This is a genomic window from Pseudoalteromonas sp. SS15 (assembly GCF_049257195.1).
Lineage (GTDB): Bacteria > Pseudomonadota > Gammaproteobacteria > Enterobacterales > Alteromonadaceae > Pseudoalteromonas.
This window is the reverse complement of sequence record NZ_JBMMUD010000011.1, coordinates 1-15,676: the sequence shown is the minus strand read 5'-3', so window position 1 is coordinate 15,676 and position 15,676 is coordinate 1. Positions and strand designations below refer to the sequence as shown.

The window sequence follows — 15,676 nt, the reverse complement described above, 5'->3', positions numbered from 1 at the left end:
CATCATAATGATATAGTGTTTAATAGGTTGTGGTAATTGAACTAGCATAAGGATATTAGATGCTGACAATCCCTGAAAAAGACTCAAACAGTCGACATTTACAGCGGCTTATATTCGTTATGAGTGGTGTTGCTCTGACTGCCTTGGTTGTGTGGTTTATTGCTCGACAATTATTTGCAGAGCAACCCAGTGAGCTGCAGCTTGCTGCTGTTGAACGTGGCTCAGTAACACAGACCTTAGCGGTATTTGGCCGTCTTACGCCAAGAGCATCAAATAGTTTGGTGGCTCAGGTCGACGGGCATGTCAGCGAACTGAATGTGTTACCAGGCGCAGAGGTTGATGCCAATACGGCTATTATTACTCTCTCAAACCCACAATTATTACGACAGCTACAAATCGCGAAGCTTAACTGGCAAAAGGCGCAAGCAAAGCATGTCTCAGCGCTGGCGAAATTGCAGCGAGAAGCCACGCAATTGCAAAACGACGTCGCGATGGCTGCCAGCGAATTAAAGTTTGCAGAACAAGAGATAGAGACCTTAAGTAAGCTGCATAAAACCAAACTATTGAGTGAGCTGGACTTCTTACGTGCAAAAACGCGGTTAGAGCAATTGCGATTGCAGCTCGATTTAACCAAGCGCAGTGAAGCGGCCTTTCAAAACACCTTAGAGTACGAAAAACAAGCCTTGGCGCTTGAGCTTGAAAGCGAAAAGCAGCAACTGGCGATGACCCAAGATGACGTTAACAATTTGCAAGTAACAACAACGCAGTCGGGCATTTTAACTGAGCTATTAGCAGACATAGAAATAGGTCAGGCGGTCTCTAAGGGCACAGTGTTGGCTAAATTATCGAGTCAAAATAGCTTGTTCGCTCAGTTATTAGCACCAGCAAGTGCCATTGATATCTTATCGGTGGGGATGGCAGTGAATATTGGCATCAAGGGCAAAACGTATGCCGCACAAGTGGTTCGCGTACACCCAAATGTTGAAGCCAATCAAATTAAGTTTGAAGCCACCTTTACAGAACACATTCCCGCTTCTGCGGTAAATAACTTGTCGGTCTCAGCCGAGGTCATGTTAGCCAGTAAAGACAATACACTTCGTGTTGCTAAACCTCTTTATTTAAAGGCGGGCGAAGAGCGCCAGGTTTTATATGTCTTTGATGGTGACGAAGTGCAAGAAAAGCAGGTCAAAATTGGCATGCAAGGCAGTGAATTTATTGAAGTGCTGGCGGGCGTTGAAATAGGTGAGCAGGTGTTAAAGGCACTACCTCAGTCTCGCTCAGCAATAAAATTATAATAATCAGAAAATAAAGCTAAGGATTAAAGCGTGAATACTCTTATTGCTCTAAACAGGGTTAACAAATCGTTTGCTCAAGCAGCAAATAATGAAGCGGTTTTAAAAGACATCGACTTGACCATTCATGATGGTGAGTCGATTGCGATTTTGGGGCCGTCAGGCAGTGGTAAATCCACCTTACTTTCAATCATCGGGTTACTGGATGAGCCTTGCAAAGGTGAATATTTACTGCGCACAGAAAACGTCACGTCATTAACCAAAAAGCAGAAAAGCCAACTGCGAAATCGTCATATAGGTTGGATCTTTCAAAACTTTAACCTGATCGCCAGCATGACAGTGCTCGAGAATGTTATACAACCGATGCGGTTTAACGCTGACATTAAACCTGCTGAATATATCGCTCGAGCACAAAATGTATTAGCGCAGGTAGGATTAGCTGATAAAAGCAATAGCACGCCAGACAAACTCTCTGGAGGTCAGCAGCAGCGTGTGGCTATTGCGCGAGCACTCATTAATGAGCCGGCTTTAATTCTTGCCGATGAACCTACGGGTAACCTAGATCAAAAAACCGGTGAAGAAGTCATGAACTTATTATTGTCGCTGTCGGCACAAGGGACAACCTTGGTTATAGTTACCCATGATGAAAATGTTGCCGCGCGTTGTCAGCGCAAGATCCGAATTCTAGATGGGCAAGTGACTTATGACGGCGAATAATACACTCTTTGAGTTGCTATGTGAGTGGCGACGTTGGCGCGGTCAGTATTTTAAGTTTGCACTCATTTTATTTGGCTTTGCTTTCTCTGCAGCTTTGCTGGCCATTGCGCTGCGTTTAGGTGGCATGCTGTTTTACGAAAATCCACAGTGGACAAACACCGACAAACCCCTTTATACGGTTGGAAGGTTACATGAGAATAAAAGTTTAAGCCCGGTGAGTCGGCAGGCCCTAGAGAAGCTGAAATCATTTCCTATGGTTGAAGATGTCTCTTGGTTGGTGATAAAAAAATATAGCTTGTCACTTAATAACCAAACCTTTAATGCGGTCAATAGCGCGGTGTTCTCTGCAAATTCAGCGGAGAATATAGGGCTAGATATGGCGCAAAGTAGTGTCTTGGGTATTTGGCTAACTCACCGATTTTGGCAAGAAAACCTAAATAGTGACCCTGACGTGGTTGGTAAGGTGTTTAGCTTTAAGCGCTTACCACAAGGGCTGCCAGTGTTGGGGGTACTTGACCAAAAATACGACCAGGTTGGCGCTGAATTACTCGATGCTTGGTTGCCAGAAGACATTTTGCAGTATTCAGCTCCATTCACTGGTGGCATGATGCTCGAGCGCTTTTTACTGGCGGCGCCAATGTATTATGGTTTGGTATCGGCATCGGGTGAGTTTGAGCCACACCAAGCGACTGCGCAATTGGCTGAGCTAGACTTGTCTGTGAAAGGTATGTCATTCGGTAAATCGACTTTGCCTCTGGCCATTTTATCTGGTGTTCAGTTTGATCCTAAAGGCTATCAGCGTCTGGTGTTTGCTTGGCAGTTATTGCTTGGTTTAGTGGTGTCGTTGTGGCTCATTTTAATTTTTACACTATTCTCGCTTTCAAGCAGTCGGGCGATCTTAATAGCAGATGAATTGCGAACATTGAGGTTGTTAGGCGCTCAAAACCGAGACTTTTTTCGCTCTGCGATGCGCTTTGCGTTCGTCATGGCCTGTGTGGTCTGTGTTTTAATTTATCCTTGTTTAGCTTTCTTAAAAGCCATGGTGCAAAGCACCGCCAGTTACCAACAGTATTTTAGTCAGCAAGACATGGTGCTAAACGGCGCTGTGTTACTGAGTGCAGTTTTGATGATGATACTGAGCTTATTGGCCTGTGCCGGTATTCCATTGCTGAATCTATTGAAGAAAGATTTGTTTACGCGACAAACCAACCACAGCGCTTCTTTATGGCAGAAGTTATTGAGTCAGGGCATTTTAGTGTTGCAACTAAGCGCAGCCTTAGTCGCTATTTATACTCTGACTTTTGTGGTGAAAGAGCAGTGGCAACAGTATCAGCAAACCAGTATTGGCTTGTCTGCAACCCAAACTCAAGTTGATACGGGCAATTTCCCTATATCTTGGCGACAATTATTGGCACAAGACAAGGGCGCTGAAGCAAAGGCGATTTTGAGCTCTTCTTTTGCTCAACTTAATCGTTATGAGTTTAAAGCACCACAAACCGGGCAAGAGATTAATATTGCGACTATGCATGCCAGTTCTGAATTTTTTAATGTACTCGATGCTAAAGTCACTGGGCTAGAGTCTAAGCAGTGGCACAGTGGTGTTGTGATCAATCACACATTTGCTGAGCGCTTGAGTCAACATGAAGATCTGATGTCTTTACTCGGAACTCAGGTTCAATATGGCCTGCAAGAGCAAACCTATACCATTACAGGCATTGTTGAAGACATACCACATTGGGGGCGATCCCAGAGTGTGCAACCAACTTTGTATTTACCTTTAGAGCAGCTTAACTCAGACACGATGGCAGTATTTACTGTGCTACAGTCACCGCAGTCCAAACAGCATGCGCAGTTAGCGGCGTGGGTGAAGTCACAAGTGCCAAGTGCGAAAGTATCTGACGCCCAGACGCTTGAGCTGGTGATCCAAGTGTTCGATCAGCAATCGCAAGATGTACTGTGGTTTGCGTTATTGGTTTCTGCTGTGATTGTGGGAGGTGTATTCAGTGGTTTGTGGTATCAAATACAGGCGCAATTACGCGTTGAAAAGCAAACTATTAGTGTGTTGCTTGCAATCGGTGCCTCTGAGCAGTTTGTGCTGCTGACGCGATTAAAGTACAGCCTATTGGCATTAGCTGTAGCCATATTCACGAGCTTAACTGTGTTTGTACTATTCAATTCATCCTCGTTCAATACCCTGCAACTAGACATACTTGCCGCTTTAAGTGCGGTGTTAGTGACGTTTGCATTATCTGCAGTAGCAGTGGTATTACCGCTGAGAAAGTTGCTGAACCAACCAATCCAGCAATCTTTACGGGAGTTATAAAGTAGGTAACCTAAGTTCTAGTTAATTAGGCGTGTGGCTTTGAACGATTGTGATTAAAAGCCACACATTATTCAGTTTGTTATACCTATTTGTTGATGTACTTCACTGGCTAGTGCCGTCACAACATGACCAAAGTCCCAAAATTTTTCTGTATTCACATTGATGTTTGCAGCAATACTCAAAGACAACTCTGGAATAACCATCAAGATTGATTGCGACCCTCTTGATACCCCACCATGATGATAAACCGTATATTTATCGAGTAGTAAGTTTTTTGCCTCTCGCCAGCCTAGCGCATAGTTTTGTGGGTTTATTTCACCATTGTTGAGTTGTTGCGGTGTCCACATGGTATCGACAGTCGTTTGACTTAAAAAGTGCCTATCTAGGTAGCCACTGCCGAGTTTGGCCAGATCGCTAGGTGTACTGATAAATCCTCCTCCCGCTAGACGATGGCTTAAGTCGACATTGCGCCAAGGTATATAATTTGTTTGTTGTCCTTTGTTATTAAAATAAAAATCAACAAGGTGTTCGGCATCGGCTTCTAACCCTGTATGAGTCATATCAAGAGGTTGCCAGATGCGTTCACGCATAGCATCGATAAAGTCTTGCCCTGATGCGGCAGCAAGCACGGCACTCAGCAACACAGTGCCGTAACTTGAATAATAAAACTGTTCACCGGGAGAGTAGAGTAGTTCACTGCCATCAAAGCCCTTTAGCGCCTCAAGCGGTGTTTCAAAGTGATTGGTTAGAGCCATAGCATAATACAGGCCCATCAAGTCAGTATTGCGCTTGTAATGCGGTAAACCAGCGCTGTGTGAGGCAAGCTGCCTAGGTGTCATTGCCGGCCATAGTGGGTTAGGGTTGAATCCTAAATAGTCTTGGATTGGGGTATCTAAATTGAAGTTATGCTTATCAATCAATTGTGCCAACAGCGTTGCTGTCATAGCCTTTGATGTGCTGCCAATTCGAAATTGATGAGTAGTTGTTAGTGGTGTGTTGTTCTCTAAAGACGCATAGCCAATTGTACCCGACCAAAGCGGTTTGCCTTGGTAGGCAATGGCTGCTGATAGCCCTGGTGCATGGCTTTGCTCTCGGTACTTCTTAAGTATATTAATGAGCTTTGCTTCATCGAGTTCAGTCTCACTATGCGTATGACTCGCTTCTGGGTGAGGGGAGTTTGGCAGCGCATAGTGGCTTGCAAATAAAATTGGGACTTTTCCACGATAGGCTGCCCAATCGTAAACGGGTTTGAATAACCAGATCAGTAAGGCAATAATCAGGCATATAAGGGTAATAATTTTGTTTTTCATAACAAGCTCTCATTGAATATGATAGAGCTAATGTATTGAAAGTTTTGCTATTAAATCTTGCCGATAAATAAAAATGCTGGTCGATAGTTAAAAGAGTAAGTTTATTTATTAAAAATCATAAAAAAGAGGAAGCTATGAGTGAAGCCAAACGTTTGTTCTTTGGAATAGGATTAGATCAGGGGATGACTGAGCACCTTGAGGCTTGGCTTGCAAACTCTGTCACCGCAAAAAAGTCACATACCAAGCCCAGCAACTGGCATCTTACTTTGGCTTTTTTACCGAATGTGTCTGTTGAGCAGCAAGCGCAATTAATTGAATTTGCTCGCGCACTTCAAGTGGCTCGCTTTTCTGTAACGTTTAGCGAAACTGGCTATTGGGCGCACAATGGTATTTTTTATTTGAAACCCGACTTCATCGCGCCACAACTTAAAGCTTTAGCTGAGCCATTAAGGAGCAAAGGCACTGAACTGGGTATTTATGATAACCCTTATGGATTTTCGCCTCACATCACCTTATACCGAAGTCATAAGCCATGTCCTGAAACAAATCAGGCTATCGCGCCATGTTCACTTCAGGTCAACCAGTTTCATCTTTATCACTCGTATCGCACAGAAGCCGACGGGCTCATTTACGAGCCAATAGAGACCTTTGATTTAATCTAAAAATAACTGCTTTCGATATTGGCTAGGTGTGGTGTTGAATCTCGCCTTGAACGCGCGATTGAATGGCCCGATAGAGTTAAACCCAGCATTAAGTGCGAGCGTTAATATTGGTGTATTTACCTGTTCTGCTTGCTTAAATTGCATAACCACATGATCTAATCGATGGTGGTTTAAAAACTGACTAAAGTGATTAAAGCCAAGTTGCTCATTAATATATTTTCTTAACTGATGAGGTGGCACTGTCATGGCTTCAGCAAGTTGCGCAATGGTGAGTGTTGGTTGAAGATAGATTTTAGCTGCCAACTGCGCATTGAGTTTATCGGTTAAAGCACTTGAGGGGCCAATTGTAGGTTGTCCAAGCTGAGTTGCTGAAGTGAACAACCAGTCTTTAATCGCCAGCAGGCTGGCAAATAAGGCTATAAACACAACAAAAGCATTGCTCAACATAAACCAAGATTGACGACGCCATGGCGAGTCGGTGAGCTCAAACACTAACAGTAATAAACAATAAGCGACAGATAACGTTGCCAATACAATACGCAACCGTCTTCTGGCATCGACTAAATCATCCTGAAAGCCCCACATGCTTAAACCTATTGCGGTAAGTAAAGCGATGGCCTCTAATAAGTGCATTACTTGGTGAAATGGTGTTGATATATCGGTGAGGACAAACTGCCAAAACAAAATCAGCACAAGTATGGAGATACCGGCTTGACTGGCTTTGTGTGAAAGCCAGTGCGGGAAGCGAGCATGGAAGGTGCGCCAAAAGGTCAGTGCGAGTACAAAAGGAAACAGCTCAGTTAAAAAGAGAAACACGCCTCTGGCTGGGTTAAACCTCAACTCATGAATGGGCTGGGTCAGCAATAGAAAGCCCGTTAAAGACAGTGAAAGTGCCAACGCTAAAAGCCGCTCGCCTCGACCAAGCTTGTGCCAAAGTAAGGTGCTCAATGTCAGCATGATGCCAACACTCGAAAAACGCAGTAATAGGTCGACGAGTGTTAGGCTTGTCATGGCAGTAGCTTATTTTTGATACGGCTCGTTATCCAACTCAATACCGAAGGCTTGGTAGTAGGTGATGAAGTCTTCGAGGCTTGTTTAAAAAGCTGTTCGGTTGCTGCATTGCGCTCACTTTGAATATGTCTGCGGCTGCATTCTTGGGCGGCACAGTGCCAGTCTTGTTGCTTGATGGCTTGGTGTAGTTTCGGCCAGTTTTTCGCTAAATGCGGAGTGCCTAAATTAAAAGCCATATCGAGCAAAGCATATTGGGCACTCAGTGGCATCTGTTCAAATTGGCAGTTAAAACCGCTTTGTTTGCTAAAGACCTTGTTCAATTCTTGTTTAAACTGGGCGAGGTGTTTGTGAAGGAGCTTATCGGTTTCATGGCTGGGTAGTGTCAGTTCACAAAACTGCGCATACCAACTGGCCTTATAACCTGACTTTTGTTTGCTTATTTTTTTATATTCGGCTTGTTTTTCGCGCTCACTGGCGGGCTTTCCTGATTGTTTATGGACGAGATTGAGCGCACAAAACTGGTTTGCGTTGGCCATTAAGAATCCAACCCCTATGGTGGGATTACCTCGGCTATCTAAATAGAGATGGGCGATTTCGCCCTCAAAGCGTTTTAGTTGCTGTATAAACTGGGTGTCGTTACTCGGCATAACTACTCATACTGTCGAAAAATACGGATTATTCGGTCAATGCTTGTGTTTCTTCCTGCTTAGGAAGGTCACAACTTTGTACCTCTTCAATATTAGACTTTTCATCAACAATATAGCAATGCTTTAAGATAGAGCAGTAGCAAGCGTTCACTTTTACATCAAATATGCTTTGATCAATTTGCTGCCAAAGACCCGAGTTAAAATTAGTCTTTTGCATCATAAAGACATTAAATTCTTCACCGTCGGCAAGTAAAAAGTTAGTGGTATCGCTTGACGCAAACCAGCCGAAGGCGTTGCGGTAATTAATGTCTCTTTGGTCTTGCTCTATCTCAGCAAGGGCTTCTTTATATGCGTTTAACGAGCAGCAAGTGTCGAGTAACTCTTCAATGTGAAAATGCTTCTCATCGTTATAAATGTACTCAATGTAATGGACCATGGCTGGACCGGTGCCAGAGTTAGAAATATTGATATTAATATATTGTTTTTCTTGGTTAATATCGAAATTAGAGTAGCCCATTTTGAGCCAAGGTAGGGTTTCGGCTTTAAGCTGACGTTTAGCGGCGGCAACTTGCTCTTGCGAGGCTTTTGCTTGTAGATAAGTGGCATAAAACGAGGCTGCAGAAATGACAATGGCACACACTGCGAGCATAGAGTTTATCTTTGAGCGGGTAAGGCCTTTTCTCGGTGGGCGCTTTGCTCTGAGCTTATGCTTTTTATCATCGTGATGATCTAGCACGGCTTGCTCAGAGAGCGCATGGAGTGTCTCTTGGTTTGAGTCTGAGGCCTGTTGCGTGTGTTCTTGTTTTGGTTGTTCGCTCATGTCCTTGCCTTAACGTGTTATTTTTATTGTTTTATTTAAATCGTATTTAAGGTGCGGCTAAGAAAATCGTTAACTTATCGCCAATCCGTAAAACGTCTTTCGATAAGCTATTCCACTGCTTAATTTTACTGACCGTAACATCAAAGTGTCTGGCGATGCGCCATAGGCTGTCGCCTGACTTAACTTTATACTCTATTTGCTTATCTGCCAAAATGGGCAGCATTAAGGTGTCGCCTGCGCGAATACGGCTCGATTTTAATTGATTAAAGCTTTTTAATTGCGAAACCGTAATCGAGTGACGCTGGGCGATAACACTCAAACTGTCACCGCGGCGAATGGTGTACTTTTGCCATTGTTCGCTCGGCATTTCGGGTAAGTTCGCGACATAATCTTGCCAGTTCTTACTTTCGCCTTTTCTTAAAACTAAGTGTTTAGGGCCGTCTAATAAGGCTGGGAAACGGGTATAACCCGGGTTTAATACTTCAAGCTGAGCCCACTTCTTTTTGTCATCTAAAATTACCCCATGACGCATATCAATCACATCTATGGTTGGCTGGTTGGCGATTTTTGGAAAGACCATTTGCTCTTCACGAAGCAGTTGTGCGGCAGCTAAAAGCTTTGGTACATAGTGACGGGTTTGCCTAGGCAGCTTTAAATGGAAGAAGTCGGTCGATTTGCCCTGCTTCTTATTATTGCGAATGGCACGTGCAACACGACCTTCACCTGTATTGTAAGCGGCAATAGCATGGTACCAGTTGCCATCGAAGCGTTTGTGCAAATAGGTTAAAAAATCGAGTGCGGCATTAGTGGCATCAATCACGTCTTGGCGACCGTCATACCAAGGACCAATTTTTACACCATAATGCTTGGCGATGAGTGGCGTTAGTTGCCAAAGGCCAGAAGCATGTTTGTGAGAATAAGCGCTGGTATCAAAATCGCTTTCGATTAAGGGCATCAAAGCCAACTCAATTGGTAGACCTCTGCGCTCCACTTCATTGACGATGTAATACAAAAATGGCTCGGCGCGCTTTGTAATAGTTTCCATGTAGTTCGGGTGTTTTAAATACCAATCAACACGGTTTTGTACACGTTCGTGATTAGATGGCGCAAATTGCAATTGAATACGAATACGATGCCAAACATCTTCAGCTTCACTCGGTAAGATATTTTCAACGAATACCGGTGCCACCGGCTCACTTGGTTCTGCGAGTGCGTTGTCTTCTACTGGAGGCGTATGAACAAGGGGTTCTTCAACTTCAGTGGGTGAGTTGGTGAGACTGGCACAGCCAGATAACAGTAGAAAAAGTGAGATAAATACAATGCGCATGAAGATTCTTTTTAGTTAGAGTTATTTTTGAATATCGCAACAATTGTATAGAAGTTAGTTACAGGGGTTAAGTGAAAATTTTTACGGGGAAGGGTGTGACATGGTAGGCGCGACTTTACGTCGCGCACTCTGTGAAAGCCGTTTAGCTACTTGGCATTTAAATGCTGGTGGTGAAAGCGCAGGTGATCTTCTATAAAGCTGGCAATAAAGTAATAGCTGTGGTCGTAGCCTGCTTGCATTCTCAGCTCACACTCGGCATCGACTGATTTAGCTGCGGCAATTAAGTTTTCTGGCTTTAATTGCTCTGCTAAAAAGCCATCTTCGCTACCTTGGTCAACCAAGATTGGTAAACTCGGTTTACCCGCTTTTAAAAGCTCAACACTGTCGTATTCAGTCCAAGCTTGCTTGTTGTCGCCTAAGTACGCAGTAAAGGCTTTTTCACCCCACGGGCACTGCGTTGGGTTGGTGATAGGGCTAAATGCTGAAATTGAACTAAAACGAGATTGGTTTTTAAGGCCGATCATCAATGCACCGTGTCCACCCATAGAGTGCCCACTGATCGCACGCTGTGAAGTGACCGGAAAGTTCGCTTCAATTAAGTTTGGCAATTCATCAAGGATATAATCGTACATTTGAAAATGCGCCGCCCAAGGGGTTTGCGTTGCATTCACATAAAACCCTGCGCCTTGGCCTAAATCATACCCCTCATCGTTTGCCACACCTTCGCCACGCGGGCTGGTATCAGGCGCCACTATGGCCATACCCAATTCTGCGGCAACACGTTGAGCACCGGCTTTTTGCATAAAGTTTTCGTCTGTGCAGGTTAGGCCAGAAAGCCAGTAAAGCACAGGCACTTTATGGCCTTCGTTCACCTGCGGCGGTAGAAAAATAGCAAAGCGCATGGCGCAGTTAAGCGCCTCAGATTGATGAGTATATTGCTTATGCCAACCACCAAAGCTTTTGTTATTACTGATATTCTCTAAGTTCATTTTTGATATCCATAAAGAACAAAGAGCTTGTTTATACAAGCTCTTTTGGGGTGTTGAACTGTTTACTTGTTGTAATGGATCACAGAGCGAATGCTCTTACCTTCATGCATCAAATCAAAGGCTTCATTGATGTCTTCAAGGCCCATGGTGTGAGTAATAAAGTCTTGTAAGCCAAACTCACCCGCCATGTAACGCTCAACGATTTCAGGTAACTCTGAACGGCCTTTTACGCCGCCAAATGCGCTACCACGCCATACACGGCCAGTAACCAGTTGGAATGGACGCGTTGAGATCTCTTGGCCTGCGCCTGCTACACCGATGATCACTGATTCACCCCAGCCTTTGTGACAACACTCTAGGGCTGAACGCATCACGTCGACATTACCAATACATTCAAATGAGAAGTCGACGCCGCCGTCAGTCATCTCAACGATCACTTCTTGAATTGGCTTATCGAAATGTTTCGGGTTGATACAGTCAGTTGCACCTAGCTTTTTCGCTAAATCAAATTTGCTTTCATTGATATCCACACCAATGATGCGACTTGCACCTGCCATGGTTGCCCCAATGATCGCTGAAAGGCCAATACCACCTAAACCAAAAATCGCTACTGTATCGCCTTTTTGTACTTTTGCTGTGTTCAGTACCGCACCCATGCCGGTTGTCACGCCACAGCCTAATAAACACACTTCTTCAAGCGGTGCTTCTTTGTTTACTTTGGCTAAAGAGATTTCAGGTAACACCGTGTACTCAGAGAAAGTAGAACAACCCATGTAGTGATAGATTGGCTGACCGTCTTTGTAGAAGCGCGTTGTGCCATCTGGCATTAGGCCTTTACCTTGCGTCTCACGTACCGCTTGGCACAGGTTGGTTTTACCTGACGTACAGAACTTACACTCACCACATTCTGCGGTGTAAAGTGGAATCACATGGTCGCCTACTTCTAGGCCAGTTACACCTTCACCTACTTGCTCAACAATACCACCGCCTTCGTGGCCTAAAATTGACGGGAAAATACCTTCTGGATCATCACCTGATAACGTAAATGCATCGGTATGACAGACACCCGTCGCAACGATGCGCACTAATACTTCGCCTTTACGCGGCAGCATTACATCGACTTCTTCGATTTTGAGTGGCTCATTTGGGCCCCATGCGACGGCCGCCTTAGATTTAATAAATTGATCTGCCATGTTGTCCTCAGCTTTTTAAGTGAATTGTTTTAAGTGTTTTGTGCAAATAAGAGCGTAGGCACTCAAAGCCGTTTTAGCGACGTGCTTTACGCGTATTTGCAATATTATTTTTGACGAGAGAAAGTGTAGTTTGTTTACTCCTGTTCGATAATCCCTTATTTTTGTAAATTACTTTTACTCAGTGGTAATAATGAGGCGATATGAATAGTTGGCAGGGCATTAATGAGTTTGTCGCGGTGGCGCAATCGGGTAGCTTTACTCAAGCAGCGAAGCGATTAGGCGTATCGACTGCGCACATCAGTCGCCAAGTCACCGCGTTAGAAGAGAAGCACAGTACTAAGCTATTTTATCGCTCAACACGCAAGGTTGCCCTGACTGAAGAGGGCCACGTATTTTTTCACCATTGCCAGCATGCGCTAACTGGGCTTGAAGAGGCAGAGCGCGCCATTAGTAATTTGCGAGACACGCCGCAGGGTTTAATTAAAATGACTGCCCCAGTTGCCTATGGCGAGCAGTTTATCATGCCGCTAGTACATGACTTTATGCGCCAATACCCGGAAGTCGAAGTGCAAATGTTTTTAAGCAACCAAACCTTTGACTTGGTGGCAGAAGGATTTGATCTAGCCATCCGTCTTGGTAAGTTGAATGACTCAACCATGATGGCAAAGCGTTTAACCAGCCGAATTCAATATGTTTGCGCCTCGCCCGATTATTTACGCCAATATGGCGCACCTCATACATTAGACGAGCTGAAACAACACCACTGTTTAACAGGGAACAGCGAGTATTGGCGTTTTCTCGTTGAAGGCAAAGAGCGCACGTTAAAAATGAAAAGTCGCCTCAATTGTAATAGTGGCTTTGCACTTAGAGATGCGGCACTTAAAGGTTTGGGGATAATCAAGTTACCCGACTACTACATTGCAGATGACTTAAAGCAAGGCAACTTGGTTGAAGTGTTACCGCAATACTTAGAAGCTGAAGAGGGAATTTGGGCGCTGTATCCGCATAATCGTCATTTATCACCTAAAGTCAGATTGCTGGTGGATTATCTGAATGCGCATTTAGATTCCGACAATAATGCGCAATAAAACTGCAATCAATCCTTAAGATCGCAGAAACTTAAACGTCATAAACCTGCTGTTTAATTGTTCGCTATTAAATATTACACAATAAACAACAATAGGTTTAGTCATGCTTAAACGCTCTCTGATCGCGCTCTCTTTATTAACGGCTCTAACAGGTTGTGCCCTTGACGGCGACGATGGTCAACAAGGCCCTCAAGGTGAACAAGGCCCAGCAGGTGTTGCGGGTACGAATGGTTCAAACGGCACAAATGGTAGTGACGGTTCAAATGGCACCGACGGCACCAATGGGGTTGATGGTAAAGATGCCAACCGTCTGTTAGATATTCAAATGGTTGGTCGTGCAGTGTTAAACGCACAAAGCCCAGAGGGTGCAGCCGAAATCGTGGTTTACCAAGCATCTAAAAAATGGATCTACGCAATTAACAGCTCAGGTGATAGCGCTGTGGTCAATATCATTGCTGCAGACAGCTTTGATGCCGCTGGTTTAGTGAAAAATAACGAAGGTGTGATCACGACGACGAACCTGAGCAGTGCGATCACGTTAACGTTAAACGACAACACCCCAGGCGATGCGAATAGCATAGCAATCGACGAAAACAATCAGTTGTTAGCAGTTGCGATGGCAGCAAAAACCACTGGCGAGAATGGTCAGATCGCATTTTATGATATTTCAGCTGATGCGCCGGTATTTATCAAAAATGTCACAGTGGGTGCATTACCAGACATGGTGACGTTCAGCCCAGATGGCAGCAAAGTCGTTGTGGCTAACGAAGGTGAGCCAGAAGGTGATTACAGTGTTGATCCTGAGGGTAGCATCAGTGTGATTGCGGTTACCAGCGGTACAGTGGCAGATACCGCAACACAGATTACCTTCACAGATTACAACGGCAAACAGGCTGAATTAGAAGCCATGGGGATGGTGTTCGCAAACCCAACGGGTCGCACAATCAACGGCAAGCTAATTAATACTACGGTGGCGATGGATCTTGAACCTGAGTATGTCAGCATCTCAAAAGACAACCGCTATGCTTATGTATCTATTCAAGAAAACAATGGCTTAGCTGTGGTTGATTTAAGCGACAACAGCGTTAAGTTAATGGGTTTAGGCTTTAAAGATTGGTCAAACTTAGTCATGGATGCGTCTGACAAAGACGGCAAGATCAACTTTAAGAAATACCCGGGTCTGTACGGTATGTACCAGCCAGATACCATCGCAAGCTTTAGCTGGAAAGGTGCAAACTTCATTGTGTCTGCCAATGAAGGTGACGGTCGCGAATACTTCTTTGATGCCACAGATGCGGCTGATTGTACCGTAAAAGGCGGTCTAGACTTTGACGATAAAGATGGTTGTTTAGCGTATATCGATGAATCTCGAGTAGAAGACCTAACGCTTGCCAGTAACTTCTCTTATTTAAACAACGATGATGACGATATTGGTCGCCTAAAAGTGACAACAGTGAAAGGTGACACTGATAACGATGGTCAATACGAAGCACTTTACACATATGGTGCGCGCTCTTTCACGATTTGGGACAGCAATGGTTTAGTTGTCTTTGATTCAGGTGATGAAATTGCTCGTATCACAGCATCTGTTCATGGCGCTGCGTTTAACAACGATGAAGATGAAAATGAAGGCGACACGCGTTCTGATGCAAAAGGCGCTGAACCAGAAGCGTTGGCACTGGGCCAAATTGGCGAGCGTATGTTTGCGTTTATCGGCCTAGAGCGTATGGGCGGTATCATGGTGTACGACATCACTAACCCTTATGACGTCAAGTTTGCTGACTACTTCTTTAACCGCGGTGTGGTTGAAGGCGCAGATATTACCGGTGACTTAGCGCCAGAAGGCATGTCATTCGTGCCTGCTGAACAAAGTGCTACAGGCAAGCCATTGCTTATTATTGGTAATGAAATCTCAGGCTCAGTGGCAGTTTGGCAGGTTGCATTAAGTGCAAAATAGATCTGCGAAGCAGATTACTTTTGCGCAAGGGTGACGAACAACCGATGCGTAGCATCGCAGTGTGAGGAAGTGGAGGCAAGGATGCCGACAGGCCCATGCTACAAGGAAGTAACACTCCTCAAGATTGCTAATAAGCCAGTTTAGACGGAGTTAAACTGAGGCATTTACGAAACCATTTTTGTAGTCGTAAACGACCCACAGGCAAAGGTTTTACCCCTGTAGATACCATCTCTCCTAACCAGTCTCAAGTTTGATTTAAACAACTTGAGACTGATATTCAGTTTGATTCTTCACAACACCAAAGCAGATATGAGCAAGCTTTCTCATAGCTGCACCGATA

Annotated in this window: 13 protein-coding genes; 6 read left to right on the top strand and 7 right to left on the bottom strand. The window is 44.5% G+C overall.

Going from position 1 to position 15,676, the window contains the following annotated elements:
- Positions 1-59 precede the first annotated feature (59 nt).
- Genes AAEU28_RS18680 through AAEU28_RS18670 form a run of 3 tightly spaced genes read left to right on the top strand, consistent with a single transcriptional unit; the run spans position 60 to position 4,332 of the window.
- Positions 60-1,295, top strand: a complete 1,236-nt coding sequence (locus tag AAEU28_RS18680) for an efflux RND transporter periplasmic adaptor subunit (protein ID WP_421965454.1) — start codon at positions 60-62, stop codon at positions 1,293-1,295.
- Between the two features lie 30 nt (positions 1,296-1,325).
- Positions 1,326-2,009, top strand: a complete 684-nt coding sequence (locus tag AAEU28_RS18675; RefSeq protein WP_421965453.1) for an ABC transporter ATP-binding protein — start codon at positions 1,326-1,328, stop codon at positions 2,007-2,009.
- Entirely contained in the window at positions 1,996-4,332 is a 2,337-nt protein-coding gene (locus tag AAEU28_RS18670) for an ABC transporter permease (protein ID WP_421965452.1), read from the top strand. The genes AAEU28_RS18675 and AAEU28_RS18670 overlap by 14 nt, the downstream gene beginning before the upstream one ends.
- Positions 4,333-4,403: 71 nt before the next feature.
- Here the strand turns inward: AAEU28_RS18670 and AAEU28_RS18665 are convergent, their stop codons facing one another.
- Positions 4,404-5,642 (bottom strand): serine hydrolase domain-containing protein, encoded by a 1,239-nt coding sequence (locus AAEU28_RS18665; RefSeq protein ID WP_421965451.1) that lies wholly within the window; start codon positions 5,640-5,642, stop codon positions 4,404-4,406.
- Positions 5,643-5,776: 134 nt separating this feature from the next.
- Between AAEU28_RS18665 and thpR the strand changes: the two genes are divergently transcribed.
- On the top strand, positions 5,777-6,304 hold the full coding sequence (gene thpR, locus AAEU28_RS18660; RefSeq protein WP_421965450.1) for an RNA 2',3'-cyclic phosphodiesterase: 528 nt from the start codon (positions 5,777-5,779) through the stop codon (positions 6,302-6,304).
- On the opposite strand, the gene AAEU28_RS18655 is transcribed toward thpR, so the two are convergent.
- The 6 genes from AAEU28_RS18655 to AAEU28_RS18630 all read right to left on the bottom strand — a co-directional run bounded on the left by AAEU28_RS18655 (position 6,296) and on the right by AAEU28_RS18630 (position 12,291).
- Entirely contained in the window at positions 6,296-7,315 is a 1,020-nt protein-coding gene (locus AAEU28_RS18655; protein ID WP_421965449.1) for a helix-turn-helix domain-containing protein, read from the bottom strand. The genes thpR and AAEU28_RS18655 overlap by 9 nt on opposite strands.
- Entirely contained in the window at positions 7,312-7,962 is a 651-nt protein-coding gene (locus tag AAEU28_RS18650; protein ID WP_421965448.1) for a glycoside hydrolase family protein, read from the bottom strand. The genes AAEU28_RS18655 and AAEU28_RS18650 overlap by 4 nt, the downstream gene beginning before the upstream one ends.
- A 28-nt stretch (positions 7,963-7,990) precedes the next feature.
- The gene (locus AAEU28_RS18645; protein ID WP_421965447.1) at positions 7,991-8,782 is read right to left on the bottom strand and encodes a hypothetical protein; all 792 of its coding nucleotides are present in this window, start codon (positions 8,780-8,782) and stop codon (positions 7,991-7,993) included.
- A 46-nt stretch (positions 8,783-8,828) separates the two neighbouring features.
- On the bottom strand, positions 8,829-10,109 hold the full coding sequence (locus AAEU28_RS18640) for a LysM peptidoglycan-binding domain-containing protein (RefSeq protein ID WP_421965446.1): 1,281 nt from the start codon (positions 10,107-10,109) through the stop codon (positions 8,829-8,831).
- A gap of 146 nt (positions 10,110-10,255) precedes the next feature.
- Positions 10,256-11,098 (bottom strand): S-formylglutathione hydrolase, encoded by an 843-nt coding sequence (fghA, locus tag AAEU28_RS18635; protein WP_421965445.1) that lies wholly within the window; start codon positions 11,096-11,098, stop codon positions 10,256-10,258.
- A 62-nt stretch (positions 11,099-11,160) separates the two neighbouring features.
- Entirely contained in the window at positions 11,161-12,291 is a 1,131-nt protein-coding gene (locus AAEU28_RS18630; RefSeq protein ID WP_058031687.1) for an S-(hydroxymethyl)glutathione dehydrogenase/class III alcohol dehydrogenase, read from the bottom strand.
- A 200-nt stretch (positions 12,292-12,491) separates the two neighbouring features.
- On the opposite strand from AAEU28_RS18630, the gene AAEU28_RS18625 reads away from it, so the two are divergent.
- Positions 12,492-13,379 (top strand): LysR substrate-binding domain-containing protein, encoded by an 888-nt coding sequence (locus AAEU28_RS18625; RefSeq protein WP_421965444.1) that lies wholly within the window; start codon positions 12,492-12,494, stop codon positions 13,377-13,379.
- Between the two features lie 103 nt (positions 13,380-13,482).
- Positions 13,483-15,336: a choice-of-anchor I family protein gene (locus AAEU28_RS18620; RefSeq protein WP_421965443.1), complete on the top strand. Its 1,854-nt coding sequence runs from the start codon at positions 13,483-13,485 to the stop codon at positions 15,334-15,336.
- Positions 15,337-15,676: the final 340 nt, after the last annotated feature.